Origin of the sequence: Microbacterium sp. ZOR0019 (assembly GCF_000800925.1) — a bacterium.
GTDB classification, from domain to species: domain Bacteria; phylum Actinomycetota; class Actinomycetes; order Actinomycetales; family Microbacteriaceae; genus Microbacterium; species Microbacterium aurugineum.
In genome coordinates, this window is the sequence record NZ_JRKC01000004.1 from 36,671 (window position 1) to 63,136 (window position 26,466).

Here is a 26,466-nt window from a genome sequence, read left to right on the forward strand (position 1 = left end):
GCCCCCAGTCTAGAGAGCGGGGCTAGGCGTCGGAGACGAGACGCTTTCCCGTGTTGGCCACGGTGAACCGCTCGTACCCGAGGGCATCGTAGAAGCCGAGGACGTGTTCATTGCCCTCTCGGACCATCAGTTGCACCTTCGGGCATCCCATCGCTTCGAGCACGTGCTCGGCCTCCGCTACCAGTGCTCGCGCGATTCCGAGGCCACGGTGAGACGCTGCCGTCGCGAGGTAGTAGAGCCACCCTCGATGACCGTCATACCCGGCCATCACCGATCCGATCACCTCGTCGTCCTTCGTCACCGCGACGAGGAACCCTTCGGGCTGCACGGCGAGCTTGCGCTCGATGTCGATACGCGGATCATTCCACGGCCGCGTGAGCCCGGCTTCCTCCCAGAGAGCGACGACGGCGTCCGTATGAACGCGTTCGAACCGACGGACGGCCCAGTCCGCCGCACCGTCGGTCGGCGACTCGTTCGACACGCTCACGTCGACACCACGGAATAGCGTCCACACAGGAAGTTCCGATTGCGCGCGACCTCCAGGAGCTCGAGGTCGAGCCTGCGCGGGAGCAAAGGTGCGCCGGAGCCCAGCGTCACGGGCGCATACTGCACCCAGACCTCGTCCAGCAGCCCCGCATCGGCGAACTGACCCGCGAGGTCTCCCCCGCCGACGATCCAGATGTCCTGATCGCCCGCCGCCGCCGACATCTCGGCATGAACGCTCTGCACGTCCTGCTGGGTCAGCCGCACATCGGCGTTCTTCGGGAGTTCGAGTTCACGGTGGGAGAACACCCAGGTCGGCTGGCTGTAGCCCCATCGACCCTCCTCGTGTCGCATGACCCACTCGTATGTCGATGACCCCATGGCCAGGGCGCCGATGTTCTTCTCGAACGCGTTGTACCCCATCGGACCATCGGGATCGACATCCTGTGTCAGCAGCCAATCGAGCGAATGCTCGTCTGTCGCGATGAACCCGTCGAGGCTGGAGGCGGTGAAGAAATGGGTGACCATGCCCTCAGCCTCCCACCACTCACCGACATCGAAGGCGGTCGGTCACGACGACGCGGTCTCGGCTCCGAGGAGCGCCTCCGCGTCCGCGGGTGCGGTCCACCACTCGAGCTCCGGGTACCGCTTGAACCACGAGACCTGCCGACGTGCGTAACGGCGGGTCAAGGCTTGCGTCTGAGCGATGGCGGCGGCTTCGTTCAGAGCCCCGTCGAGCTGGGCCAAGGCCTGCGCATAGCCGATGGCTCGCGGAGCAGTGACACCACGCTCGAGGCCGTGCTCCCGCAGGCCTGCGACCTCTGCGACGAGACCGGCCTCCCACATCCGCTCGACGCGGGCATCGAGGCGAGGCACCAGGTCGGCGCGATCGACGTGCAGGCCGATCACCCGGGTTCGCGGATGCCACAGCACGGGCCTTTCCGGCAAGGCGGCACCGTGTGTACTGCTCCCCTGCTCGAGGACTTCGAGGGCTCGGATGACGCGGCGGCTGTTTCGCGGGTCGACCTTCGCCGCCGCCGCAGGATCCTGGGAACGCAGACGCTCGAGCAGTCCGGCGAGGCCTGCGGACTCCAACTCGCGCTCGAGGCGCTCACGGATCGCAGGGTCTCGTGGCGGGAAGTGGAACTCGTAGACGACGCTCGACACGTACAAGCCGGATCCACCCACGAGGATCGCGTCCCCGCCGCGCCGGTGGATCGCACCGATCGCCTCTCGCGCCACCGGCTGATACCAGGCCACCGCCGCTTCGTCGGCGACCTCACGCACGTCGAACAGGTGGTGCGGGATGCCGCGCCGCTCTGCCACGGGCAGCTTCGCGGTTCCGATGTCCATGCCACGGTAGAGCTGCATGGCGTCGGCGTTCACGATCTCGGCCGGGTTGCCCCGAGCACGCAACGCCTCCGCGAGATCGAGCGCAAGCTCGCTCTTCCCGGTGCCGGTCGCCCCGACGATCGCCCAGAGGCGCGGGTCGCTCACACTCCGACGCGCAGCGTGGGAAGGCCGAGCGAGACCGGTCGCGGGCCGCCCTCTGCCGCGGGCGTCGGGACCGCGCAGGACTCGGCCTGCCCGCGATCCCACGCGTCGCCGCCGCGGGTCCGACGGATGCGCAGCGGAGCGCCGGTCGGGTCATCCGCGAGCAGGTGGAACGGTGCGGCATGGGTCACCGTGACCGTCACGACGTCGCCCGGCCGCGGGAGAGCCGAGCCGTCGGTCACCTCGAAATGCACCAGCCGGTTGTCTTCGGCGCGGCCAGTGAGCCGGTGGGTCTCCGCGTCCTTCTTGCCTTCGCCGGTCGACACCAGCACCTCGACCTCGCGACCGACCTGCTTCTGGTTCTCTTCCAGGGAAATGCGCTCCTGCAGGGCGATCAGTCGGTTGTACCGCTCCTGCACGATCTCCTTGGGCACCTGGTCCTCCATCGTGGCGGCAGGAGTGCCCTCGCGGATCGAATACTGGAAGGTGAACGCGGCAGAGAATCGTGCCTGTTCGACGACGCGCAGTGTGTCTTCGAAGTCCTCGTCCGTCTCGCCCGGGAATCCGACGATGATGTCGGTGGTGATCGCCGCGTTCGGGATTCGTTCGCGGACCCGATCGAGGATTCCGAGGAACCGCTCGCTGCGGTACGAACGACGCATGGCTTTGAGGATGCGATCGCTTCCGGACTGGAGCGGCATGTGCAGCTGCGGCATCACGTTCGGCGTCTCGGCCATCGCATCGATCACGTCGTCGGTGAATGCCGCGGGGTGCGGACTGGTGAACCGGATCCGCTCGAGTCCGTCGATCTCGCCCGCCGCGCGGAGAAGCTTGCCGAACGCCTGACGATCGCCGAACTCGACCCCGTAGGAGTTCACGTTCTGCCCGAGCAGAGTGACCTCGATCGCGCCGTCATCCACGAGGAGACGGATCTCGTTCAAGATGTCGCCAGGACGACGATCTTTCTCCTTCCCGCGCAGGCTGGGGACGATGCAGAAGGTGCAGGTGTTGTTGCAGCCCACGGAGATGGATACCCAGCCGCTGTGCGCGGAGTCGCGCTTCGTCGGCAGCGTGGACGGGAAGACCTCGAGCGACTCGAGGATCTCGAGCTCGGCATCACCGTTGTGGCGTGCGCGCTCGAGGAGGCCGGGCAATGAGCCCATGTTGTGGGTTCCGAACACGACGTCGACCCACGGAGCCTTGTCGAGGACGGCCTGCTTGTCCATCTGCGCCAGACACCCGCCCACCGCGATCTGCATGCCGTGCTTGCGTCGCTTCACCGAGGCGAGGTGCCCCAGCGTGCCGTACAGCTTGCCGGCGGCGTTGTCTCGCACGGCACAGGTGTTGATGATCACCACATCGGCTTCGGCGCCGTCGAGCGCACGCACATAGCCGGCGCTCTCCAACGAGCCGGAGAGCCGTTCGGAGTCATGCACGTTCATCTGACACCCGAAGGTGCGGACTTCGTAGGATCGCTGTCGCCCGTCGTCGTCGACGGCCGCCGACGACGCACTGATGATCGTCGGTTCACTGCGGGGAATAGTCATGATCAACCCATTGTACGAGCCGATTCCACGCGTGTGCCGCGTCGGGATCTCAGTCCGAGTCGACGAATCGGACGCCCGAGGTCGCCCTGCCGAACGTCGCCTCCTGCAATGCCGTCTTCGCCGCCTTCATCGCTGTCGATCCGTTGTAGCCGCGACGCGAGAGCTGCCCCATCAGACGCCGAAGCGCCGTGTCGTGGTCCAACCGGGCGAGCGAACGAGCCTTGCTCCGAGCGAACTCGAGAGCGCGTTCGTCGTCATCGTCGGGTAGCTCATCGAGCGCGACGTCGATAACCTCGCGCGGGATGCCCCGCTGGGCCAGCGCCCGGGAGAGTGCGACGCGCCCCTGCCCCTTCCGCTCTACTCCCGACGTCACCAGAACCTCGGCGAGAGCGGCATCGTCGAGGTAGCCTCTGCGTCCGAAGTCTTCGATCACCTCGTCGATCGTGGCGCTGTCGAGCTCGTGTCCCCGCAACATCTGACGCGCTTCGGAAACCGACAGCGAGCGGGATCGCAGCTTCCGTACGAGCGACTCCTCGGCCGCGGTACGGGCCTCGTCCGGATCAACCTCGTCGCCACCCGACACCTCGTTAGATGTGTCGAGCGCATGGAGACGGGGGCCGGAGCTCGCCTCGCCTGCTCGCCCGGCTCCCGGTCTCGCAGATGTTCCTCGGGCGGGATGACGGTCACTGGGCGTGCCCGCATCGGACGTCGTCCCGAGCGCGGATCCGCGAGACGGAGTGTCCCACGTCGATCGCCACGCTCCGGCGTCGTTCGTGTGGCCGGGCTCGGCTTCCGAGACCACGTCGCTTCCTGCCGCAGCGCTCCGGCCGGGGTCAGCCTGAGGGCGAGCACCGCCGAAGAGAGGAATGATGGGGGCGATCCGCTCGGAATCGCCCCCACGTGTGTCATTCATCAGGCCGGACGACGCTCGGCGAGCTCGTCAGCGGCGTCAGGAGCGACGAGCTGCGCACCGATACCGAGCTTCTGCTTGATCTGCGTCTCGATCGCGAGAGCGATATCGGGGTTGTTCAGCAGGAACGTACGGGCGTTCTCCTTGCCCTGCCCGAGCTGGTCGCCGTCGTAGGTGTACCACGAGCCCGACTTCTTGACGATGGCATGCTCGACGCCGAAATCGATCAGGCTGCCTTCGCGTGAGATGCCGACGCCGTAGAGGATGTCGAACTCCGCCTGCTTGAAAGGCGGAGCCATCTTGTTCTTCACGACCTTGACCCTGGTGCGGTTACCGACAGCGTCGGTCCCGTCCTTCAACGTCTCGATACGACGGATGTCCATCCGGACGGACGCGTAGAACTTCAATGCCTTACCACCGGCCGTGGTCTCGGGCGAGCCGAAGAAGACACCGATCTTCTCGCGGAGCTGGTTGATGAAGATCATCGTGGTGTTCGTCTGGTTCAGGCCACCGGTCAGCTTGCGAAGCGCCTGCGACATGAGTCGAGCCTGCAGACCCACATGCGAATCACCCATCTCTCCCTCGATCTCGGCGCGCGGCACGAGCGCGGCGACGGAGTCGATGACGATCAGGTCGATCGCCCCGGATCGAACGAGCATGTCGGCGATCTCGAGCGCCTGCTCACCGGTGTCGGGCTGCGACACCAGGAGCGCGTCGATGTCGACACCGAGCTTCGCTGCGTAGTCGGGGTCGAGAGCGTGCTCCGCGTCGATGAAGGCCGCGATACCGCCGGCGCGCTGTGCGTTCGCGATCGCATGCAGCGTCAGCGTGGTCTTACCCGAGGACTCCGGTCCGTAGATCTCGACGATTCGACCACGCGGGAGTCCGCCGACGCCGAGGGCGACGTCGAGCGCGATGGAGCCGGTCGGGATGACCGCAACGGGGGCGCGCTCATCACTGCCCAGCCGCATGACCGAGCCCTTTCCGAACTGACGGTCGATCTGGGCGAGGGCGGTCTCGAGGGACTTCTCGCGGTCTGCGGGTGATGGCATGATGTGCTCCTTCTGCGCGCGTGGTGCCGCCTGTAGGCTGTCGCGGCCCTCCCGGTTGGGAGTGACTCTCCGACAAGGCGTATGGCTCTTCGGCTTGTTCTCCACCGTACGAGGGGCCACCGACATCGTCTCGGCAAACTCACGTTCGGTGGACAATCACAGCTCTGAACCACCTGTGCAGAAGACTACGCTCTCTTCGAACGAATATTCGACGACACGCCGCCGATCGCACACCGTGTGCCGTAACCCGCGGACATCGCCGACGGAGTCAGTGCCCGCGCGGCTCCAGACGGCCGACACCGTGACGCCGGTTCTCCGGGACGTCCATCTCCACGCACAGCGCGAGCCAGATCTCACGGGGCGGTGTCCCGTCGGCCAACGCCTCGAGCGCCGTGCGACCACGAAGAGCCGAGAGTCCGAGATCGTTCACCAATGACGATGCTCGTGCCTGGAACTCGGTGTCGACCGCGCGCAGAAACTCGCTACGACGCATCGTTCACTCCGGCACCCTGCTCAGTGCAACGAGAGCTGAGGCTCGACCGACGCCACGAGGTCGTCCGGAACGACGTCCGGGAAGACCTGGATGCCCTCGAGAACCGAGATGCGGTCCCCGACCTCGCGCATGATCGTCGAGATGGGCACATCGAGAGCATCGGCGACGGATGCGAGGATCTCGCTCGACGCTTCCTTCTGCCCACGCTCGACCTCACTGAGGTAGCCGAGCGCAACCGAAGCCTTGCTTGCAACCTGCCGGAGCGTGCGCCCCTTCTGCAGGCGGAAGTCCCTCAGCACATCGCCGATTTCCTGTCGTACAAGAATCATCGGAACCTCCTCCCCGTGTGATCGTTCGGAGTCTCCCCCGATAGGACAGCCAGTCTAGTACGCCTGGCCTGCACGAAATCTACCCCTGCACTCTGTGGTTTGAATGTGAGCACATCATTGATAACCCGACCGGGGCGGACACTATTCCGCGACCAGGTCGAGCAGTGCTTCGAGCGCCGCAGCCACCGTCTGCGCCCGGATCGAATCCCGGTCGCCGCGGAAGCGGAATTCTCTCGCCTGCGCCCCGTTCGGCGTCACGATACCGATGTGCACGGTACCGACGGGCTGCCCGTCCGGCGAATCCGGTCCCGCGATCCCAGTGGTGGACACGCCGACGTCCGCAGGCCGATCGTCTACGCTCACCACTCGCCGCACACCCCCGGCCATCTCCAGCGCGACCTGGGGGTGCACCGGACCGCGCCCGGCGAGAAGCTCGGCGTCGACGCCGAGCACCGTCGCCTTGACGGAGGTCGCATAGGCCACGACACCGCCGAGGAGAACGGCGGAGGCTCCTGGGATGGAGACGATTTCTGCGCACAGCGCCCCGCCGGTGAGGGACTCCGCCACTCCCAGTGTCCACCCGCGTTCGTCGAGCGCCGACAGAACGGCGGCGGCGCTCGTCTCGCTCATGCCCTCTTCTGCCGCGATCCGCGCACCTGCGCCACGATGTAGTCGATCCCACTCGCCACGGTCAGCAGCAAGACGATGATCATGAGGATGAACGTCACCAGTGTCCATGCTTCGAGACCGATGAGGACGTGCAGGGGAAGCAACGCCCATCCCAGGGCCACGCCCTGGAACGCCGTCTTGATCTTGCCCATCCACGCGGCCGCGACCACATGCTCGCTCGCGACCATCAGACGATGGATGGTGATCCCCCACTCGCGCACGAGAATGATCGCGACGATCCACCAGCTGACCTCGTCGAGGATCGCGAGACCGATGAACCCCGCCCCGGTGAGGAGCTTGTCGGCGATCGGGTCCCAGAGCTTCCCGAAATCGCTGACGATGTCGTACTTGCGAGCGAGGTAGCCGTCGACCCAGTCGGTGGAGATGCCGACGATGAAGATGATCGCAGCGGCCCAGCGCAGTCCGGGCTCAGCCAGGCCGTAGGTTCCTCCGAGCAGCAGCAGGACGAAGAACACGACGGCGAGCGGAATCCGCGCGACCGTGATGGCATTGGGCAGTTGCCGTGGGATGGCCATCAGTCGCGCCCCGTCAGGCCCCAGGCGTCTTCGTCGCCCTCGGCCTCCACCTCGGGAAGACCCTCGTACTGGGCCGCGATCGGATCATGGGCCGGAGGCATCGGTGGGACCGGCGGGGCGGCAGGTGCCGTCGGCGCAGCGGAGGCGGCAGGAACGTCCTCGCCGCGCAGCTTCGCCATCACCTGCGGCAGCTGCTCAGCCGTGGCCAGCACGTCCCGCGCCTTCGAACCCTCCGAAGGCCCGACGATCTCGCGGGATTCCAGCAGGTCCATCAGGCGACCGGCCTTCGCGAAACCGACACGCAACTTGCGCTGGAGCATCGACGTCGACCCGAACTGCGACGAAACGATGAGCTCGGCCGCGGCGAGCAACAGCTCCAGATCGTCGCCGATGTCCTCGTCGACCTCTTTCTTCTTGGTCGGCTCCATCGCCTCCTGCACGTCGGCACGATAGTCCGGGCGCGCTTGGCGCGTGACGTGCTTGACGACGGCGTCGATCTCCTTCTCGTCGACCCACGCGCCCTGCAGTCGGAACGGCTTGGAAGAACCCATCGGCGAGAACAGCGCGTCACCCTGACCGATGAGTTTGTCGGCTCCCGGGCTGTCGAGGATGACCCGGCTGTCGGTGACGCTGGTGACCGCGAACGCGAGACGCGACGGCACGTTGGCCTTGATCAGACCGGTGACGACGTCGACGCTCGGACGCTGGGTCGCGAGGACGAGGTGGATACCGGAAGCGCGCGCGAGCTGAGTGATGCGGACGATCGAGTCCTCCACGTCGCGCGGGGCGACCATCATGAGGTCTGCGAGCTCATCCACCACGACCAGGAGGTACGGGTACGGCTTGAGGACGCGTTCACTGCCCACCGGCAGCTCGACCTCACCGGCCCTGACGGCACGGTTGAAGTCATCGATGTGACGGAAGCCGAACGACGCGAGGTCGTCGTACCGCATGTCCATCTCCTTCACGACCCACTGCAGCGCTTCGGCCGCCTTCTTCGGGTTCGTGATGATGGGCGTGATCAGATGCGGAACGCCGGCATAGCTGGTGAGCTCCACGCGCTTCGGGTCGATCAGGACCATGCGCACGTCGGCGGGACGCGCCCGCATGAGCAGACTGGTGATCATGGAGTTCACGAAGCTGGACTTACCGGAGCCGGTCGAGCCGGCGACCAAGAGGTGCGGCATCTTGGCGAGGTTCGCGATCACGATGTTGCCGCCGACGTCCTTGCCGACGCCGATCGTCATCGGGTGCGTGCTCTTCTGCGCGGCGGGCGAGCGCAGAACGTCGCCGAGCGCGACCATCTCCTTGTCGGCGTTCGGGATCTCGATCCCGATCGCGCTCTTGCCCGGGATCGGCGAGAGGATGCGGACGTCGTTCGAGGCGACCGCATAGGCGAAGTTGTTGCTCAGCTGCAGGATCTTCTCGACCTTGACGCCGTGCCCGACCTCGACCTCGTACTGCGTGACCGTCGGGCCGCGCGAGAATCCGGTGACCTTCGCGTCGACCTTGAACTGCGACAGCACGCTCGTGATCTGCTCGATCACCTTGTCGGTCGCCTCGGAGCGCATCACGGGAGGCGGCCCTTCGACCAGCAGACCCGGAGACGGCAGGACGTACGGGGTGACGGGAGCCTGGGGACCACGATCCCCCGGGCCCGCGGTCCCGAATCCGTCCAGGCCGGGGAGCTCGGGGACCTCGCCGGTGTCGGACGCATCATCCAGCAGCGCTGTGTTCTGCTGCTCGGCGAGCGAATCCGCAACGGAACGCACGTCCGAGAGAACCTCGGTGGCCGCGTCATAAGGATTCTCGACGACGACCGCCTGGTCGTACGCCGGGGTCGGCTCGGACGTCGTCAGCAGCGCGGTGATGTCGTCGGAACCAAGGGTCCCCTCGTCGGGGTCTTCTTCGCGCCCGGACTTGTTCCGCCGCCACCAGGGCAGCACGTCGGGATCGTCGACCTTGTCGGCGTCGTCGATCGCCGCATCCTTCGCCGGCTTCTCCGGGCGCTCGGCGTCGAACATCCACGCGTAGAGGTCGCCGAGTCGGGAGCCGATGCGGGTGGGAGGGGTCTTGGTGAGGATCAGGATGCTGAGCGCGGCGAGCAGCGACAGGACGATGTAGGCGGGAATGTCGGTGAGGTAGCTGAGCGGCTGACCGAGCATCCAGCCGAAGAGGCCGCCGGATTCGCTCAGGGCGAGCATTCCCTCCCTGGGCTGAGGACCGTCGCCGGCCACGTGGCAGAAGCCCGCTAGCGTCAGGATGAAGAGCCCGAACCCGATACCGATGCGACCGTTGTCATGCACGGACGACGGGTGGCGGAACAGCCATCCGGCCAGCAGAAGCAGAAGCACGGGCATCACGAAGGCGACGCGTCCGATCAGCCCGCCGACGGAGTACGCGCTGATGTTCGCGGCGACCTCGTTGCCGATGAAGAACCACTCGTTCACCGCTCCGAGGACGGCGAGCACGACCAGGAAGAACGGGAACCCGTCGCGGCGATCGTCTTTCTCGAGCGTCTCCGGCCCGAACGCGCGGAAGAGTCCGCCGACACCGTGTGCCAATCCGACCCAGGCACGGACGACGATCGGAGGCTTCTCGGCCTCGTCGATGTACTTCTTCGGAGCGGGCTGGGCCTTGGGAGCCGTCTGCCGCTTGGGGCGCGACGGTGCGCTGGTCGACGCGCGCTCTGTCTTCGTGGAACTCCTGGCCATGCTCTCACGTTACGTCCAACAGCCGACATCACCGCGTAATGACGCGGCTTTCCGCGGATCCGAGAGGGCATCGACTAGGTGGTGGCACGGACCATCGTGTCGCGCGCTGAGCCCTGCCCCACCACGACGAACCCCTCCGCGCGATAGAGGTTGCGTGCGAAGTTGTCCCGTTCCACGCTCAAGCTGATCCGCGAGTGACCTTGGGACCCCGCGAGCTCCACGACACCGCGCAACAAGGTGCGCCCGACACCGCGTGCCCGCCACAGCGGATGCACCCCGATGATCAGCTCCGGGACGGCGACACCCACGAAACCGAATCCGGGCGCATTCTGCGGAAGCACGCGATACCAGGCTGCGCCCACGGGCACGTCGTCCTCACCGGTGGCCACCAGTCCGTCGTCGGCCGACCTCTTCCACCCTGCGAGATAGCGCCGGTGCTCAGCCGACGTCAAGACCTCGTGCCGCGGACGCACTCCCCCGGCACGCCAGTTGGCGGCCTCGACGAGCATGTCGCCGAGGAACATCGCATCCGTCTGCGCCGCCCCGCGGAGGGAGAAACCCCTGTACATGACGTGAGCCTAGGGCGCCGGTGTTACATCGGGATGACGGTCAGCCGTGAGTGGGGAGACGACTCCCCTCCACTCACGCTTCGATGACGAGCGGCACGATCATCGGACGACGACGCAGCCGCTGGTTCACCCAACGACCGATCGTGCGTCGCACGACCTGCGACAACGCGTGGGTGTCACGGACGCCGTTGCCCGACGCTTCCTTGAGCGCCGCGACGATCTTCGGCGTGACGTCATCGAACACCGAGTCATCCTCGGCGACACCGCGCGCGTGGATCTCCGGACCGGAGATGATGCGCCCCGTGCCGGCGTCCACGACGACGATGACGGAGATGAAGCCCTCCTCGCCGAGGATCCGACGATCCTTGAGGTCGGCATCGGTGATCTCGCCGACGGTGGAGCCGTCGACGTACACGAATCCGAGGTCGAGCTGACCGGCGACCTTCGCGACGCCGTCCTTCAGGTCGATCACGGTGCCGTTCGAGGCGATGATCGTGTTCTCCTCTGCGATGCCGGTGTCCTGCGCGAGCTTGGCGTTCGCGATCAGGTGCCGGTACTCCCCGTGCACGGGGAGGACGTTCTTCGGCTTGAGGATGTTGTAGCAATAGATCAGTTCGCCGGCGGCGGCGTGTCCGGAGACATGCACCTTCGCATTCGCCTTGTGGACGACGTTCGCACCGAGCTTGGTGAGTCCGTCGATCACGCGGTAGACCGCGTTCTCGTTGCCCGGGATGAGGCTGGAGGCGAGGATGACGGTGTCGCCCTCGCTGATCTCGATCGCGTGGTCCAGATTCGCCATGCGGCTCAGCACCGCCATGGGCTCACCCTGGGAGCCCGTGGACATGTAGACGATCTGCTCGTCGGGCAGGTCGCGCGCCTTCTTGAAATCGATGAGCACCCCGTCCGGCACCTTCAGATAGCCGAGCTGCTCGGCGATCGTCATGTTGCGAACCATGCTGCGCCCGAGGAAAGCGACACGGCGGCCGTTGGCGTACGCCGCGTCGATCACCTGCTGCACGCGATGGACGTGGCTGGAGAAGCTCGCGACGATGACGCGACGAGGTGCCTTCGCGATCACCTGGTCGAGCACGGGGCCGATCGAGCGCTCCGTCGGCGTGAACCCCGGGACGTCGGCGTTGGTCGAGTCGACGAGGAACAGGTCGACACCCTCTTCGCCGAGGCGCGCGAAAGCCCGGAGGTCGGTGATGCGACCATCCAGCGGCAGCTGATCCATCTTGAAGTCACCGGTGGCGAGCACCATTCCCGCCGGGGTGCGGATCGCCACGGCCAGCGCGTCCGGAATCGAGTGATTCACGGCGACGAACTCGAGGTCGAACGGGCCGACCCGCTCCTGCTGACCTTCCTTCACCGTGAGCGTGAAGGCCTTGATGCGGTGCTCCTTGAGCTTCGCCTCGACCAGTGCAAGGGTGAGGCCCGAACCGATCAGGGGGATGTCGCTCTTGAGCCGGAGCAGATAGGGAACGGCGCCGATGTGGTCTTCGTGGCCGTGCGTGAGCACCACGCCCACGATGTCGTCCAGGCGGTCACGGATGGGCTCGAAGTCCGGAAGGATCAGGTCGACGCCGGGCTGGTGCTCCTCGGGGAAGAGCACACCGCAGTCGACGATCAGGATCTTGCCGTCGTACTCGAACATGGTCATGTTGCGACCGATCTCGCCGAGTCCGCCGATCGGGATGACCCGAAGCGTTCCTTCATCGAGAGCGGTCGGTTCTACCAGGGGAATGGACATGCTGTCTCCTCAGTCGGACACTCCGCGCGTCCGTTCGTTCGTGGCGACGCGACTCAGCGCGTCGTGCCGTGCACCTTCGGCAGGGCACCACCCGCAGCCGCATTGCGGTCGGGTCGGAAGTTCGAGAAGTCCGCACCGGGAACGTTCTGCACGAGGTCGAGCTCATCCTCGATGAGCGCGGCCTCCCATTCCTCGGGGCCGACCAGGGGAAGGCGGACGCGCGGGCTCGAGATGCGACCGAGTCCGTGCAGGATGTACTTCGCCGCGACCGTTCCCGGCACGTGGGTCATCACGGCACGCACGAGCGGCTCCAGGCGCTTGTGCTCCGCGGTCGCCGTGGCGAGGTCACCCGCGTTCACCGCATCGATGATCGTGCGGTACGGGGCCGCCGCGACGTTGGCCGTCACGCCGATGAGGCCCGTGGCACCGATCGCGAGGTGCGGCAGCACGTTCGCGTCGTCGCCGGAGAAGTACATCAGGTCGGTCTGGTTGAGCACGCGGCTCACCTCGGAGAAGTCGCCCTTGGCGTCCTTCACAGCGAGGATGTTCGGGTGCTTCGCGAGACGCAGAATCGTCTCGTACTTGATCGGCACACCCGTGCGCCCCGGGATGTCGTAGAGGATCACCGGCAGATCGGTCGCGTCGGCGACCAGCCGGAAGTGCGTGAGGATTCCGGCCTGCGTCGGCTTGTTGTAGTAGGGCGTGACGATCATGATGCCGTCGGCGCCGGCCTTCTCGCTGGCCTTGTAGAGCTCGATCGCGTGGGCCGTCTCGTTGGAACCACCGCCGGTGATGATCTTCGCGCGCCCGCCCGAAACGGACTTGCCGACCTCGACGAGCTTGAGCTTCTCCGGGTCTGTCAGGGTCGAGGTCTCGCCGGTCGTTCCCGTCACGACGATGCCGTCCGCGCCTGCGGTGATCACGTCATCGATGTGCTTCTCGACAGCGGGCCAATCGACTTCACCGTCGGCCGTCATCGGAGTGACGAGCGCGACGAGAACCTGTCCGAAAGGGTTGCCCGAGTGCGTCATAAGCCCAGCGTATAGGTTCGACCGGTGGTCCCGCGGACGCGGTGACGCAGATGCACCTCTCCTCGGGGCGCACGGGTCCGAGCGCGTCCCCCGGGCCTGCGCACGTCTCTCGTCGACTCCTGTCGGCCTTAGACGCGACCGCGCCGAGCGACGCCGGACGTGAACGAGCGGGGCAGGACACGCGTCAGCGCCACGATCGCCTTGTATCGAAGTGACGGAACGGATACTGCTCTGCCGCGCGCCGCATCACGCAGACCGGTACGGACGACATCGCGCGCGTTCAGCCACATGATCGCGGGCACACCCTCCTCCCCCACGGCCAGACCCATCCGCTCATGGAAGGACGTGTGCGTGAATCCGGGGCAGAGCGCGGTGACACTCACTCCGTCTCGTGCGTACTCCGCATTCGCCCAGCCGCTGAAGCCGATCAGCCAGGACTTGCATGCCGAATAGGTCGACCGGGAGATGAACCCGGCGACGGAGGCGACGTTGATGATGCGACCACCGCGCCCGCGCATCGTCTGCAGCGCCGCGTGCATCAGGCGCATCGACGCCTCGACGTGCACGCGGAGGTGTCGCACCTCGTCGTCGATGTCGTTGTCCGCGAACTGCAGCGGCAGACCGAACCCGGCGTTGTTGATCAGGAGGTCGACCGGGTCGGAGGTGTCGCGCAATCGGGCGGCGACGCGCTCGACCTCGCTCTCCACCGCGAGGTCGGCGACGAGGATCTCGACCGCGACACCGTACTCCGTGCGCAGCTCCGTGCCCAGCGCCTCCAGCGTCTCGGGTGTCCGCGCCACCAGGATGAGGTCAGCTCGACGCCGTGCCAGCTGGCGCGCGAACTCGGCTCCCAGCCCCGCGCTGGCTCCGGTGATCAATGCGGTGGGCATCAGCGCTCGTACCCGAGGAAGCGGAAGCGGATGCCGGTGCGCGATGTCTGCCACTCGCCCTCATCGACGAGTCGCCAGCCCGTCGTGGCGGGCGCATAGGCGTCTCCGGCGACGTCGATGTCGAGCTCGGTGACCTCGAGGCGATCGGCGTCGCCGATGACCTGACGGAAGATCTCCGCGCCTCCGATGATCCACGCCTTGTCCAGCCCGCGGACTGCTTCGGCGACGGTCGCCGCCCGTCGCGCGCCCTCATGGCTCCAGTCCTGTTGGCGCGTGATCACGATGTTGTCGCGACCGGAGAGCGGGCGGAACCGTTCCGGAAGGGAGTCCCACGTCTTCCGGCCCATCACCACCGGTGCCCCGAGCGTGACGTCCTTGAAGTGAGCGAGATCCTCCGGAACGTGCCAGGGCATCCCGCCCTCCGCTCCGATCACGCCGCCGCGCGCCTCAGCCCAGATCAGCCCGACCCACGTCATACGGCCACCGCCGCCCGGATCGGCGCGTGATGCTGGTAGTCCTCGACGATGAAGTCCTCGTACCGGTAGTCGAAGATCGACTCCGGCTTCCTCGCCAGTCGCAGGGTCGGGTACGCGTAAGGCTCGCGGCTGAGCTGCTCGCGCACCTGCTCCACGTGATTGTCGTAGACGTGGCAGTCACCGCCGGTCCACACGAAGTCCCCGGGCTCCAGGCCGACCTGCTGCGCGATCATCAGGGTGAGCAGCGCATAGGAGGCGATGTTGAACGGCACACCGAGGAACATGTCGGCGCTGCGCTGATACAGCTGACAGGAGAGCTTTCCATCCGCGACGTAGAACTGGAAGAGCGCATGACACGGCGCGAGTGCCATGTCGGGGATATCCGCAGGGTTCCACGCCGAGACGATCAGACGACGGGAATCGGGCGAGCGACGGATCTGCTCGACGACCTCGGAGAGCTGGTCGATGCTGCCGCCGTCGGGAGTCGGCCAGGAGCGCCACTGCACCCCGTACACCGGGCCGAGATCGCCCGACTCGTCGGCCCACTCGTCCCAGATCGTCACGCCGTTGTCGCGCAGCCATCCGACGTTGGAATCCCCTCGGAGGAACCAGAGCAGCTCGTACGCGATCGACTTGAAGTGCACGCGCTTCGTCGTGATGAGCGGGAAGCCCTTCGCGAGGTCGAAGCGGATCTGCCGCCCGAAGACGCTCGTCGTGCCGGTACCCGTCCGATCCGACTTGTGCGTGCCGGTCTCCACGACATCGCGGAGCAGATCTTCATAGGGGGTCGGAAGGGCGGCGCTCATGACAGCCACGATACCTTCCCGCCCCCGTCGCGGGGTGGATCCTCCGCCTTGGAAAGCCCCGTTCGTCATCATCGGAAACATCGACTCCCGATCCCACGAGGGCGGCGTACTCTCGACGCATGTCGCCCGCGCTCGCCCTCGTGATCGTCCTCGGTCTCCTCGTGCTCGCCACGGCGGTCGGGGTCGCGCTTCGGCGGCGCGACGGGCGGCGGCGCGACGGCGGCAGGCTCCGGTTCGATGCCACGGACATCCCCTCGGCAGCACTCGGCTCCCGCGCGACACTGGTGCAGTTCAGCACCGAGACCTGTGCGCGTTGCCCGCAGGTGCGACGGTTGCTGCACTCCTACGCCTCGGGCGACGACGGGCTCGCGCACATCGAGGTCGATCTGACGCACCGCCCCGACCTTTCGGCACGGTACAAGGTGCTGCAGACGCCGACGACCTTCCTCATCGACGGCTCGGGCACCGTCCACGCACGATTCCACGGTGTCCCCCACCGTCATGCACTCACCGAAGCGGTCGCGGCCGTCTGAGGCGCGAAGACTGGAGCACACATGACCACGCCCGCGCATATAGACCCCCGCGGTCCGCGATTCGCGGCCACGATCACCGCGGCACTGCTGCTCGCGGCCACGTTCCTGGCGTTGACGGGGATATCCACCGCCCAGGCGGGGGCGGCGACGTTCGGCTGGTACGCCTATCAGCCGTCGACCGGCGCGACCTTCGTCCCCGGCGGATGGGCCGTGTCCGGAACGCCCCTCGTTCAGCGTGCCCTGGACCCGGGATTCCTGCTCACGGTGATCATCGCCCTGCTGTTCCTGTGGGCCCTGGTCTCACCGAGGACGGCCCCCTGGGGTGTCCTGTTCCGCGCGCTGGTGCGCCCTCGGCTCGCGCCACCTGCGGAGCTTGAAGATCCGCGACCGCCTCGGTTCTCTCAGGGGGTCGGTCTCTTCGTGGTCGGCGTCGGTCTCGTTCTGCACCTCGTCGGGGTCCCCTGGGCGTTGCCGATCGCCACCGCTGCCGCCTTCATCGCCGCCTTCCTCAACGCGGCGTTCGGCTTCTGCCTCGGATGCCAGATGTACCTGCTGCTCCAGCGGGTCGGCGTGATCGGCCGGACAGCCCCCGCAGCGTGATTCCGGTTCCCTCCGAACCGAACCGTCGATAGGCTGGCCGCGACGTGACCCCTCATCCCTCGGGGCACGAGAACCGGAGGAACCATGCCCGTCACCAGCGAAGCCGCCAGCACCTGGACAGGATCGCTCATGGAGGGGTCGGGCACCGTGGCGTTCTCTTCGTCGAAGCTCGGCACCTTCCCGATCAACTGGAAGGCTCGCAGCGAAGGCAGCGACACCACGACCACGCCGGAAGAGCTCATCGCTGCCGCTCACGCCTCGTGCTTCAGCATGGCGCTCTCCCACGCCCTGGCCGAGAACGGCACGCCTCCCGAGCGAGTCGACGCGAGCGCGTCCGTCACCTTCAAGCCCGGTGTCGGCATCACCGGCAGCCACCTCAACGTCAACGCGACCGTCCCGAACCTCACTCCGGAGGCGTTCCAGGAGATCGCGAACGGAGCGAAGACCGGGTGCCCGGTGTCTCAGGCGCTCGCGGGCATCGAGATCACGCTCGAGGCGACGCTCGCCTGATCGTCGAACCCGACGTCAGGGCCGACGGAAGAGGCGGATCGCCTCGCGGATGCTGGCTCTGGCGTCTTTCCGGCGTCCGGCGGCGTCTTGCACGACGCCCAGGCGGTACCGTGCACGCCAGTCATCATGCGCGGCGTCCGCTTCCGCTGCGTACCGTGCGATGAGGGGGTCTGCGTCGGCGCGCGCGATACGCCCGCTCGGCGTCAGCTCGGTCTCCACCGGAGGCATTCCTCCCTCCGCGTCGAGCAGCCGCCCCAGGCGGTCCGCGCCGAAGCCGAACATCATCTCCCGGACGAGCGCCCAGGCACCGATCGGAGCCAGCACGAGGAGCGTGATGCCCATGCCGATCGAAATCGGAGTGCCGACCGAGATGAACATCACGGCGAGCCAGATCGCGACCGCAAGGTAGACGAGCAGCGCCGCCGCCATCAGCGCGACGCCGATCCGCGACATCACGAGCGGATGCCGATGTCGATCATGTGCTCGAGGCCGACGACCACACCGGCGGCGCTTCGCGCGAAGGGGACCGCGATGCGGATCCCGGGTGCGTAGGCGAGCGCCGAGTCCGTGGTGTCGTGGGTGAACGTCAGCGATTCCCCCGGTCCGGACAGGATGACCTCCTGCTTGGCGACGACACCGGGGCGACGCAAGGAGTGAATGGGCACGCTTCCGACCTGCTGCCCCCGGGCGCGCTGATCGGCGTGCGGCGCACTCACCGGCCCCTGCTCCGCGCGCGCGGCCGCGATGAGTTCCGCGGTACGCACGGCCGTGCCGCTGGGCGAATCGATCTTGGTCTCGCGATGCGCCTCGATGATCTCCGCGGAGCCGAAGAACGGGGCCGCCGCCGCCGCGAGGGCTGACCCGAGCACCGATCCGAGCGAGAAGTTGGGGATGAAGACCGCGCCGGTCCCGGCCGCCTCGACGAGGGGGCGCACCAGCGCGATCCGCTCGGACGACCAGCCCGAGGTCGCGACGAGCACATTGATCCCTCGCTCGACGGCGGCGCGGACGACGTCGACGCTCACCTGCGGCGTCGATGCATCGATGACGAGGCCGGCGCCGTCCAGCTCGGAGAGCTCACTCGACGAGGTCAGCACACGGCTCACCTCGAACCCCTCGAGCTCGTCGACCACCGCATGGATGATCTGTCCGAGCTTCCCGGTGCCGCCGACGAGTGCTACCTGCGTGGTCATGCGTCCAGTCTATTTCGCGGACATCGCCCGCCTCGCGGGGCGCGCGGGACCGCATCGCACCCGATTCGGGGAGCGCTCGACCTCACACGAGCAGTGCGTCGGGAATTCCGGTGCGCAGCTCCACCGGCAGGTGACCGGTGTCGTTGTGCGTGAGCAGCGTCCACGGCCGTCCCTGTTTCTGCGCGATCACCGTCAGGCCGCAGTGTGACTGGTTCAAGGTCATCCAGCGCCACTCCGGCGCCGCGAGCACCTCGCGGACGAACCAGGAGATCACGAAGTTGTGGGTGATGAGCACCTCGTGGACATCGCCGGTCTTGCGAACGAGGAACTCGTTAACGGCATCCGACATCTGTGCGCGCCCCGCCTCGATCTCCGCCTCGGTCACCGACCCGAAGAACGGTTCGAACGCAGACGGAGTGTCCTCGGTCATCCCGGTCGGCACGCAGTCGAAGAGCAGTGCCGTCGGTGCGGGGTCGACCGAGGGCAGTCGCGCGGCGATCGCCCGCGCCGTCTCGTTGGCCCGCAAGAGCGGGGAATGCCACACAGCATCGAGCGGAAGGCCGGACAACCGGTCGGCGATCAGCTCCGCCTGACGCTGCCCCCGCGGGGAGAGGGGTCCGTCGGCGAGACCATGTTCTGCGTCCTGATGTTCACCGTGTCTAACCAGATATATGTAGTGCGTCACAACTCGCTCGCTTCATTGCCAGCATCCGCCGGGCGTTCATTCCACCCTATGTCAACGGCGGACGATACTCAGTTGCCGGCCCGCGTGAGCTCGGCGAGGTGGCTCCGTGACAGCGAGACGCCGGCGCCCTGCATGAGCTCATCGACATGATCCGTCGCGAAAGCGTTCACGATCGGCGCAGCGACGGTGCGCTGCGCGAGAAGCCAGGCGATCGACACCGCCGCCACGGGCACGCCGAGCTCTTCGGCGACCTGATCGAGCGCGCGCAACACCTTGATGCCTCGTCGATTCAGGTGCCCACGCAACTGCTCGCCGCGCACGCCGCGCGAGGTGAGCGCCTTGTTGCGGTGCCGACCGGACAAGAACCCGTGCTCGAGCGCATGGGACGGCGTGACCGCCAGGTTCTGCGCGCCGGCCACGAGGCGCAGATCGCCTTCGAACGGCAGACGCCGGACCAGGTTGTACGGTGCGTCGATGACCTGCACCCGCGGGTAGCCGGCTGAGGCGAGGATGCGCGCCTCGACCAGCCGCTCCGGCGCGAGCCCGTAGGCGCCGAGCGCGCCGACCTTGCCCGCGTCCGACAGCCATTCGACGGTCGCCAGGGTGTCTTCGAGGTTGGTCGTCGCGTCGAGCGTGGCGTCGAGGTACAGCACGTCGATCCGCTCGACACCGAGTCTGGTGAGCGAGCCCTCGACCGCGCGCACGAGGTTCACGGAGCCGAGCCCGGGGTTGTCGGCATGAGCGCCGACGCGCACACTCAGGACGGCACGCTCGCTCTGTCCGCGCGAACGCAGCCACTGGCCGATGATGTGCTCGCTCCGGCCACCGGAGAATCCGTCCGCGGTGTGGATCGCGTTGCCACCGAACTCGACGTAGCGATCAAGGATGCCGTGGCTGGTCTCGAGGTCGACGTTCCAGCCGAACTCTGCAGCGCCGAGCATCAGCGGGAAGGTCTCGAAGCCGGTCTCGCCGAGTGGCACCCGGATGGATTCCCCTATCCCCGGACCGACGATGGGAATGGGCGCGGAGGGATGCTCGGCTGCGGCCGCGTGGTCGCGTTCCGCTGACGCTCCTGCGCCTACGCCGAACAACCGCATACTCTCTCACCCCCGCGTCGATCGGTGCGTCCCGACCTGCGTACCTGCTGGATCTGCACCCCCCGGTGCGTACTTCCGAGGGTAGGCGAATTCACACAACGTCCTGACCAATCCGGGGAACGTCGGGGAAACGCCCGATAACGATTTGGTCACACCGGAGACGACGGAACCCGGGCCCGTCCAGCGCGGACGGACCCGGGTTCCTGTTCGAGCTCTGGGCCTACTCCGCGGCAGCGGCCTCGGCAGGAGCTGCCTCGGCGGCCGGAGCGTCGTCGAGCACGGGCTCGAGCGAGAGCTTGCCGCGGTCATCGATCTTCGTGATCTTCACGAGGATCTTCTGACCGACCGACAGGACGTCATCGACGTTCTCGACCCGCTTGCCACCGGCGAGCTTGCGCACCTCGGTGACGTGCAGGAGGCCGTCCTTGCCCGGCAGCAGCGAGATGAACGCACCGAACGTGGCGATCTTCACGACGGTGCCGAGGAACTGCTCTCCGACCTCCGGGTTCGTGGGGTTCGCGATCGCGTTGACCTGAGCACGGGCGGCCTCGGCCGAGGGGCCGTCGGTCGCGCCGATGTAGACGGTGCCGTCCTCCTCGATGGAGATCTGCGCGCCCGTCTCGTCCTGGATCGCGTTGATCGTCTTGCCCTTCGGGCCGATCAGCTCACCGATCTTGTCGACAGGGATCTGCACGCTGATGACGCGCGGAGCCGTGGGCGCCATCTCGTCCGGAGCGTCGATCGCCGCGTTCAGGACGTTGAGGATCGTCAGACGAGCCTCGCGGGCCTGAGTGAGCGCACCGGCGAGCACCGACGACGGGATGCCGTCGAGCTTCGTGTCGAGCTGGATCGCCGTGACGAACTCGCTGGTACCGGCGACCTTGAAGTCCATGTCGCCGAGAGCATCTTCGGCGCCGAGGATGTCGGTCAGTGCCGCGTAGCGGGTCTCACCGTCGACCTCATCGGAGACGAGACCCATCGCGATACCGGCGACGGGGGCGCGCAGCGGCACACCCGCGTTCAGCAGCGACAGGGTCGACGCGCACACGGAGCCCATCGAGGTGGAGCCGTTGGAGCTCAGCGCCTCGGACACCTGACGGATCGCGTACGGGAACTCCTCGCGGCTCGGCAGCACCGGCACGAGGGCGCGCTCGGCCAGGAAGCCGTGCCCGATCTCGCGACGCTTCGGCGAACCGACACGGCCGGTCTCACCGGTCGAGTAGGGCGGGAAGTTGTAGTGGTGCATGTACCGCTTGCTCGTCGTGGGCGACAGCGAGTCGATCTGCTGCTCCATCTTGAGCATGTTCAGCGTGGTGACGCCCATGATCTGGGTCTCGCCGCGCTGGAAGATCGCGGAGCCGTGCACGCGCGGGATGACCTGCACCTCGGCGTCGAGCGGCCGGATGTCCGCCAGGCCACGGCCGTCGATGCGAGCGCCCTCGGTGAGGATGCGTCCACGGACGATCTTCTTCGTGACCGACTTGTACGCGGCGGAGAACTCCAGCGGAGCCGCGGCCGGCAGCGAGCCCGCCTCGGTGGCCTCGATGAGCTCGGCCTTGACGCGGTCCTTGATCGCGTCGTCAGCGGTCTGACGCTCGACCTTGTCGGCGATCTGGTAGACGTCGCTGAGCTCGGCGAAAACGCGCTCGGAGACGAAGCTGTAGACCTCGTCGCTGTACGCGGGGAAGACCGGGTACACGCCCGGCTCCTTCGACGCGGTGGCGGCGAGCTCGGCCTGAGCCTTGACGAGCTGGGCGATGAAGGGCTTCGAGGCCTCGAGGCCCTGGGCGACGATCTCCTCGTTCGGCTTCGTGGCGCCGGCCTTGATCAGGTTCCAGCTGTCCTCGGTGGCCTCGGCCTCGACCATCATGATGGCGACGTCTTCCGTGCCATCGGCCTTGGTGACCACGCGGCCGGCGACGATCAGGTCGAACACGGCCTCCGAGACCTGCTCGGCAGTCGGGAACGCGACCCACTGGTCCGCGTGCTGGCCGTTGCCGGGGATGAACGCGAGGCGCACACCGGCGACGGGGCCCGAGAACGGCAGACCCGAGATCTGGGTCGACGCCGATGCCGCGTTGATCGCGAGAGCGTCGTAGAACTCGCCCGGTGCGATCGACAGGACGGTGATGACGATCTGGACCTCGTTGCGCAGGCCGTCGACGAACGACGGACGCAGCGGACGGTCGATCAGACGGCAGACGAGGATCGCCTCGGTGGAGGGACGACCCTCACGACGGAAGAACGAGCCGGGGATCTTGCCTGCGGCGTAGGAGCGCTCCTCGACGTCGACCGTCAACGGGAAGAAGTCGAAGCCCTCGCGCGGGTGCTTGCCTGCGCTGGTGGCCGAGAGGAGCATGGTCTCGCCGTCGAGGTACGCGGCGACTGCGCCCTGAGCCTGCTGCGCGAGGCGGCCGGTCTCGAAGCGGATGGTGCGGGTGCCGAAGCGGCCGTTGTCGAGAACGGCCTCGGTGGCGGTGATTTCAGGACCTTCCAAGAGGTCTCTCCTTCTTTGTTTAGACTCGCGAGTCCATGTGACGCGCGAGCGTGTTCAAAGGAGCGGAACGGAAGGGTTCGGGCGCGCGGGCACTCCCGCGAATCTCGCCTGCGCTGGCCACCAGTAGAAAGCCACCCGACACGCGCCGAGGAACCCACCACAGGGGACCAGCTTCTCCGCCGATCGCTCCATGAGTCGATGTGAAGTTGTGCAGTTGACACACGTCAACCTCATCCACCCTACCAGCGCATACCCCGAATGCTGGTGTCGCTCCGAGCTTCGCGGATCCGACACGTGACGGTCAGATGCTGTTCATCCGCAGGATCCCGCGGCGCGACGAGGATCCGCTCTGCTGAGATCATGCGCATGTCAGTGATCGGCTGCGGGTACCTCGGTGCCGTGCATGCCGCAGCGATGGCCTCCCTCGGACACGATGTCACGGGTATCGACGTCGACGAGGAGAAGATCGCCGCCCTCATGGCGGGGAAGGCACCGTTCTTCGAGCCTCGACTCCCGGAGATGCTCGAAGAAGGCCTCGCTTCCGGACACCTGCGATTCAGCAGCCGGATGGCGGATGCCGCGGGCGCGGACGTCCACTTCCTCGCGGTCGGAACGCCTCAGATTCCCGGAGGTCACGCCGCGGATCTCCGCTACGTGGATGCGGCGATCGACGCGCTCCTCCCCCACTTGCGCCGCGGGGACGTCGTCGCGGGCAAGTCGACCGTGCCCGTCGGGACCGCCGGGCGACTGGCACGGCTCATCGCCGCGTCGGGAGCGACCCTGGTCTGGAACCCCGAATTCCTCCGCGAAGGGTGGGCGGTGCACGACACCCTGACCCCGGATCGTCTCGTGGTCGGTGCGGAACAGGGGGGTGACGGCACGCGCGCCGTCGCCACCCTGCGCGAGGCGTACGCGGCGGCCGTCGACGCCGGAACACCCTTCCTGGTCACCGACCTCGCCACGGCCGAGCTGGTCAAGGGGGCGTCGAACGCCTTCCTCGCCACCAAGATCTCCTTCATCAACGCGATGGCGGAGATCGCCGAAGCCTCCGAGGCGGACATCACGCTGCTCGCCGATGCCCTCGGGCTGGACAGCCGTATCGGGCGACGCTACCTCGGCGCGGGTATCGGCTTCGGTGGCGGGTGCCTGCCGAAGGACATCCGCGCCTTCGCCGCGCGCGCAGATGAGCTCGGTCGCGGCGAAGCGGTCGGCTTCCTGCGCGAAGTGGACATGATCAACCTGCGACGCCGCGACCGGGCCGTGCGCCTGGTGGTCGATGCGCTCGGCGGACTCGTGTTCGGGCGCCGGATCGCTGTCCTCGGAGCGGCGTTCAAACCGTTCAGCGATGACATCCGTGATTCTCCGGCTCTGGATGTCGCCGTGCGCCTGCGAGGTCTCGGCGCAGACGTCGTCGTCACCGACCCTGCGGCGATCGACAACGCCATCGCCGCGCACCCGCAACTGGGATATGCCCGCGAGTGCGACGACGCACTGCGCGACGCCGATGCCGTGGTGATCGTGACCGAATGGGACGAATACCGGCGTGAGCTCTCGCCGGAGCACGCGGGCGGGCTGGTCCGCGGGCGGATCGTCATCGATGGACGCAACTGTCTCGACGCGGCGGCGTGGCGCGCCGCCGGCTGGCAGTATCACGGCATGGGTCGACGCTGACCCCCCGTCCGGAGGGGATTCAGCCGACGAACGCGGATCGGGGAGCCGACGATCCTCCGAGGCGGACGTAGTCATCATGCTTCGCCGTCCGCCCGTCGCCCGCAACGCGACCGTGCAGACGACGCCAGACCCAGGGCAGTGCGTGACGTCGCCACCACGCCCCCACGCCGAGGGGCTCGTGCTCGTGTAGTGCGGCATCGAGCGCTCCGAGAGCGTCGGCGTCCGGCACCCCGAGGAGCTCACCCGCCCGATACGCGAGGAAGCGATGCCCCCGGCTGCTCAGATGAACCAGGTCTTCGCCCCAGTTCGGGTGTTCGGCCAGCTGAGGGTGCAGATCCGTGTCGATCAGCATGGCCCCGGTGCGCGCCGCGATCCCGGTCAGAGCCGTCGCGTAGGCGGAGAACCTGCGGGTGTAGATCCACGCCGCACGGCGACCGGGGAGAAACGGCGTCACGAGGAGCACGTCGGCACCGATCGCCCGCAACCGCCGCACCGCGACCTCGAGCTCTGCGGCGAGCGCGGAGACATCGACACGGCGCTTCACGAGGTCGTTGGCTCCGATCAAGATCGACACGAGGTCCGGGCGAAGCTCGAGTGCCCTGGTCAGCTGGACGCCGGAGACGTCGTGCACTCGCTGGGAGCGGACGGCGAGGTTCGCGTAGTGCAGGTCGCCCCGGGCGGCGAGCAGCAGGGCGAGGCGATCAGCCCAGCCGCGGAGGGTCCCGTCGGGGGCCGGATCGCACAGTCCCTCCGTGAGTGAGTCGCCGAGCGCGACATAGCGGTGCCACTTCCGATCGGTGACCGGTGCGGGCGGCTCCGGTCGGACGCGCCTGCGCGCGCGGGCGCGGGAATCCGCGTGGTGCAGCGCCTGCGCCTCGTCGAAGTACTCGAGGAGCCGGTCACACACGCCGGTCCAGCTGCGGCTCTGCACGGCGTCGCGTCCGGCTTCCCCGAACGCCCGGCGTTTGCGGGTGTCGCCGGCGAGGTCGGCCACGCGCGCACGGAGGTCGTCGAGGTCCCCCGGGCGGTACAGCCACCCGTCGATGCCCATGCGCACCAGGTCCAGGGGTCCGCCACGCCCGGTCGCGATGACGGGGACACCGCTGGCATGGGCCTCTTGGAGTGTCTGCCCGAAAGTCTCGCTCTCCCCCGGGTGCACGAACACGTCGAACGACGCGATCGCTGCGGCGAGCGCGTCACCGGCGAGGTGTCCGAGGAAAAGGGCATCCGGGAGCACGGTCTCGAGCTGCGCTCTGCTGGGCCCGTCCCCGACGATCACGAGCCGGGCGCCCGGGATGTCGCGGAGGACGACGAGGTCCTCGACCTGTTTCTCGGGGGCGAGCCGACCGACGTAGCCGATCACGACGTCGGCGCCCCAGGTCGCACGGAGCGCGGGGTCGCGTCGCGTGGGTTGGAAGCGCTCGGCATCGACCCCTCTCCCCCAGCGGCGGACACGGTCCACACCGAGTGCGGCGAGCTGCTGCGCCGCATCGGCGGAGGGCGCGAGGGTCATCGTCGCCCGCCGGTGCAGTCGTGCGATGTGCGTCTGAGCGATCCCCGTGGTCGCCGCCATCCGGTACCTCTCGGTGTAGGCGGCCACGTCCGTCTGATACGCGGCGACGCTCGCGACGTCGAGCCGCTCAGCGGCGAGCACGCCCCGCCAGCCGAGAGCGAACGGGGAGGCGAGATGGACGACGTCGGGCGCGAAGCCTCGCAGGGAGGAAGCGATGCGTTGCGCACCCGACGTTCCCACCCTGACGTCGGGGTAGCCGGGCAGTCCGAGACTCGGGATCGCCTCGATCGGGGCGCCGTCGACCTGTTCGGGGACGCCGACGGCGGCCGGAGCCACGACATGTGCCTGGTGACCTCTCTGCTCGAGGTGGCGCAGGACCTGGAGGACGGAGCCGGTGACGCCGTTCATGTGCGGAAGG

General features: G+C 67.5%; 27 protein-coding genes. 4 read left to right on the forward strand and 23 right to left on the reverse strand.

Translation table 11 applies throughout. The features are described from left to right. Nucleotides 1-22 precede the first annotated feature (22 nt). The 17 genes from L978_RS00620 to L978_RS00700 form a co-directional block, all read right to left on the reverse strand. Entirely contained in the window at nt 23-487 is a 465-nt protein-coding gene (locus tag L978_RS00620; protein WP_231554944.1) for a GNAT family acetyltransferase, read from the reverse strand. Next, on the reverse strand, nt 484-1,011 hold the full coding sequence (locus tag L978_RS00625; RefSeq protein ID WP_047519276.1) for a dihydrofolate reductase family protein: 528 nt from the start codon (nt 1,009-1,011) through the stop codon (nt 484-486). The genes L978_RS00620 and L978_RS00625 overlap by 4 nt, the downstream gene beginning before the upstream one ends. A 42-nt stretch (nt 1,012-1,053) precedes the next feature. Next, the gene (miaA, locus tag L978_RS00630; RefSeq protein ID WP_047519278.1) at nt 1,054-1,980 is read right to left on the reverse strand and encodes a tRNA (adenosine(37)-N6)-dimethylallyltransferase MiaA; all 927 of its coding nucleotides are present in this window, start codon (nt 1,978-1,980) and stop codon (nt 1,054-1,056) included. Beyond that, nucleotides 1,977-3,524, reverse strand: coding sequence for a tRNA (N6-isopentenyl adenosine(37)-C2)-methylthiotransferase MiaB (gene miaB / locus L978_RS00635; protein WP_047519280.1), 1,548 nt, complete (start codon nt 3,522-3,524; stop codon nt 1,977-1,979). The genes miaA and miaB overlap by 4 nt, the downstream gene beginning before the upstream one ends. Before the next feature lie 49 nt (nt 3,525-3,573). Continuing rightward, nucleotides 3,574-3,999 (reverse strand): regulatory protein RecX, encoded by a 426-nt coding sequence (locus L978_RS19080; RefSeq protein ID WP_227991607.1) that lies wholly within the window; start codon nt 3,997-3,999, stop codon nt 3,574-3,576. A 437-nt stretch (nt 4,000-4,436) separates the two neighbouring features. After that, entirely contained in the window at nt 4,437-5,486 is a 1,050-nt protein-coding gene (gene recA, locus L978_RS00645) for a recombinase RecA (protein ID WP_047519284.1), read from the reverse strand. Nucleotides 5,487-5,754: 268 nt separating this feature from the next. Further along, on the reverse strand, nt 5,755-5,979 hold the full coding sequence (locus L978_RS00650; protein ID WP_047519286.1) for a DUF3046 domain-containing protein: 225 nt from the start codon (nt 5,977-5,979) through the stop codon (nt 5,755-5,757). Between the two features lie 20 nt (nt 5,980-5,999). Further along, nucleotides 6,000-6,308, reverse strand: a complete 309-nt coding sequence (locus L978_RS00655; RefSeq protein WP_026049981.1) for a helix-turn-helix domain-containing protein — start codon at nt 6,306-6,308, stop codon at nt 6,000-6,002. A 141-nt stretch (nt 6,309-6,449) separates the two neighbouring features. Next, nucleotides 6,450-6,938, reverse strand: coding sequence for a CinA family protein (locus L978_RS00660; protein WP_047519287.1), 489 nt, complete (start codon nt 6,936-6,938; stop codon nt 6,450-6,452). Next, entirely contained in the window at nt 6,935-7,513 is a 579-nt protein-coding gene (gene pgsA, locus L978_RS00665; RefSeq protein WP_047519289.1) for a CDP-diacylglycerol--glycerol-3-phosphate 3-phosphatidyltransferase, read from the reverse strand. Before pgsA ends, L978_RS00660 begins: the two co-directional genes overlap by 4 nt. Continuing rightward, on the reverse strand, nt 7,513-10,227 hold the full coding sequence (locus L978_RS00670) for a DNA translocase FtsK (RefSeq protein ID WP_047519290.1): 2,715 nt from the start codon (nt 10,225-10,227) through the stop codon (nt 7,513-7,515). The genes pgsA and L978_RS00670 overlap by 1 nt, the downstream gene beginning before the upstream one ends. Nucleotides 10,228-10,301: 74 nt before the next feature. Then, nucleotides 10,302-10,796 carry a GNAT family N-acetyltransferase gene (locus tag L978_RS00675; RefSeq protein WP_047519291.1) on the reverse strand — a complete coding sequence of 165 codons (495 nt, stop codon included), beginning with the start codon at nt 10,794-10,796 and terminating at the stop codon, nt 10,302-10,304. Nucleotides 10,797-10,869: 73 nt separating this feature from the next. After that, nucleotides 10,870-12,546, reverse strand: coding sequence for a ribonuclease J (locus L978_RS00680; protein WP_047519292.1), 1,677 nt, complete (start codon nt 12,544-12,546; stop codon nt 10,870-10,872). Between the two features lie 53 nt (nt 12,547-12,599). Beyond that, nucleotides 12,600-13,577, reverse strand: coding sequence for a 4-hydroxy-tetrahydrodipicolinate synthase (dapA, locus tag L978_RS00685; RefSeq protein ID WP_047519295.1), 978 nt, complete (start codon nt 13,575-13,577; stop codon nt 12,600-12,602). A gap of 128 nt (nt 13,578-13,705) precedes the next feature. After that, on the reverse strand, nt 13,706-14,467 hold the full coding sequence (locus L978_RS00690; protein WP_047519297.1) for an SDR family NAD(P)-dependent oxidoreductase: 762 nt from the start codon (nt 14,465-14,467) through the stop codon (nt 13,706-13,708). Beyond that, nucleotides 14,467-14,943 (reverse strand): dihydrofolate reductase, encoded by a 477-nt coding sequence (locus L978_RS00695; RefSeq protein WP_047519299.1) that lies wholly within the window; start codon nt 14,941-14,943, stop codon nt 14,467-14,469. Before L978_RS00695 ends, L978_RS00690 begins: the two co-directional genes overlap by 1 nt. Next, on the reverse strand, nt 14,940-15,749 hold the full coding sequence (locus L978_RS00700; protein WP_047519381.1) for a thymidylate synthase: 810 nt from the start codon (nt 15,747-15,749) through the stop codon (nt 14,940-14,942). Before L978_RS00700 ends, L978_RS00695 begins: the two co-directional genes overlap by 4 nt. Nucleotides 15,750-15,868: 119 nt before the next feature. Here L978_RS00700 and L978_RS00705 point away from each other — a divergent pair, with 119 nt between their 5' ends. The 3 genes from L978_RS00705 (at nt 15,869) to L978_RS00715 (ending at nt 17,392) form a co-directional block, all read left to right on the forward strand. Then, entirely contained in the window at nt 15,869-16,282 is a 414-nt protein-coding gene (locus L978_RS00705) for a thioredoxin family protein (RefSeq protein WP_047519301.1), read from the forward strand. A 21-nt stretch (nt 16,283-16,303) separates the two neighbouring features. Beyond that, nucleotides 16,304-16,882: a DUF4395 domain-containing protein gene (locus L978_RS00710; protein ID WP_047519303.1), complete on the forward strand. Its 579-nt coding sequence runs from the start codon at nt 16,304-16,306 to the stop codon at nt 16,880-16,882. 84 nt (nt 16,883-16,966) lie between these two features. Beyond that, the gene (locus L978_RS00715) at nt 16,967-17,392 is read left to right on the forward strand and encodes an OsmC family peroxiredoxin (protein ID WP_047519305.1); all 426 of its coding nucleotides are present in this window, start codon (nt 16,967-16,969) and stop codon (nt 17,390-17,392) included. Nucleotides 17,393-17,407: 15 nt separating this feature from the next. Here L978_RS00715 and L978_RS00720 read toward each other — a convergent pair whose 3' ends face one another. The 5 genes from L978_RS00720 to L978_RS00740 form a co-directional block, all read right to left on the reverse strand. Beyond that, nucleotides 17,408-17,845 carry a hypothetical protein gene (locus L978_RS00720; protein ID WP_052193232.1) on the reverse strand — a complete coding sequence of 146 codons (438 nt, stop codon included), beginning with the start codon at nt 17,843-17,845 and terminating at the stop codon, nt 17,408-17,410. Further along, on the reverse strand, nt 17,845-18,585 hold the full coding sequence (gene dapB, locus L978_RS00725; protein ID WP_047519309.1) for a 4-hydroxy-tetrahydrodipicolinate reductase: 741 nt from the start codon (nt 18,583-18,585) through the stop codon (nt 17,845-17,847). The genes L978_RS00720 and dapB overlap by 1 nt, the downstream gene beginning before the upstream one ends. Nucleotides 18,586-18,667: 82 nt before the next feature. Continuing rightward, nucleotides 18,668-19,270, reverse strand: a complete 603-nt coding sequence (locus L978_RS00730; protein ID WP_047519311.1) for a histidine phosphatase family protein — start codon at nt 19,268-19,270, stop codon at nt 18,668-18,670. Nucleotides 19,271-19,338: 68 nt separating this feature from the next. Then, the gene (locus L978_RS00735) at nt 19,339-20,367 is read right to left on the reverse strand and encodes an aldo/keto reductase (RefSeq protein ID WP_047519313.1); all 1,029 of its coding nucleotides are present in this window, start codon (nt 20,365-20,367) and stop codon (nt 19,339-19,341) included. A 220-nt stretch (nt 20,368-20,587) separates the two neighbouring features. Further along, nucleotides 20,588-22,864, reverse strand: a complete 2,277-nt coding sequence (locus tag L978_RS00740; RefSeq protein ID WP_047519315.1) for a polyribonucleotide nucleotidyltransferase — start codon at nt 22,862-22,864, stop codon at nt 20,588-20,590. A 360-nt stretch (nt 22,865-23,224) separates the two neighbouring features. On the opposite strand from L978_RS00740, the gene L978_RS00745 reads away from it, so the two are divergent. Then, complete coding sequence (locus L978_RS00745; protein WP_047519318.1) at nt 23,225-24,535, forward strand: UDP-glucose dehydrogenase family protein; 1,311 nt, start codon at nt 23,225-23,227, stop codon at nt 24,533-24,535. Between the two features lie 19 nt (nt 24,536-24,554). Here the strand turns inward: L978_RS00745 and L978_RS00750 are convergent, their stop codons facing one another. Beyond that, nucleotides 24,555-26,456: a GDSL-type esterase/lipase family protein gene (locus tag L978_RS00750; RefSeq protein ID WP_231554945.1), complete on the reverse strand. Its 1,902-nt coding sequence runs from the start codon at nt 26,454-26,456 to the stop codon at nt 24,555-24,557. Between the last annotated feature and the right edge of the window lie 10 nt (nt 26,457-26,466).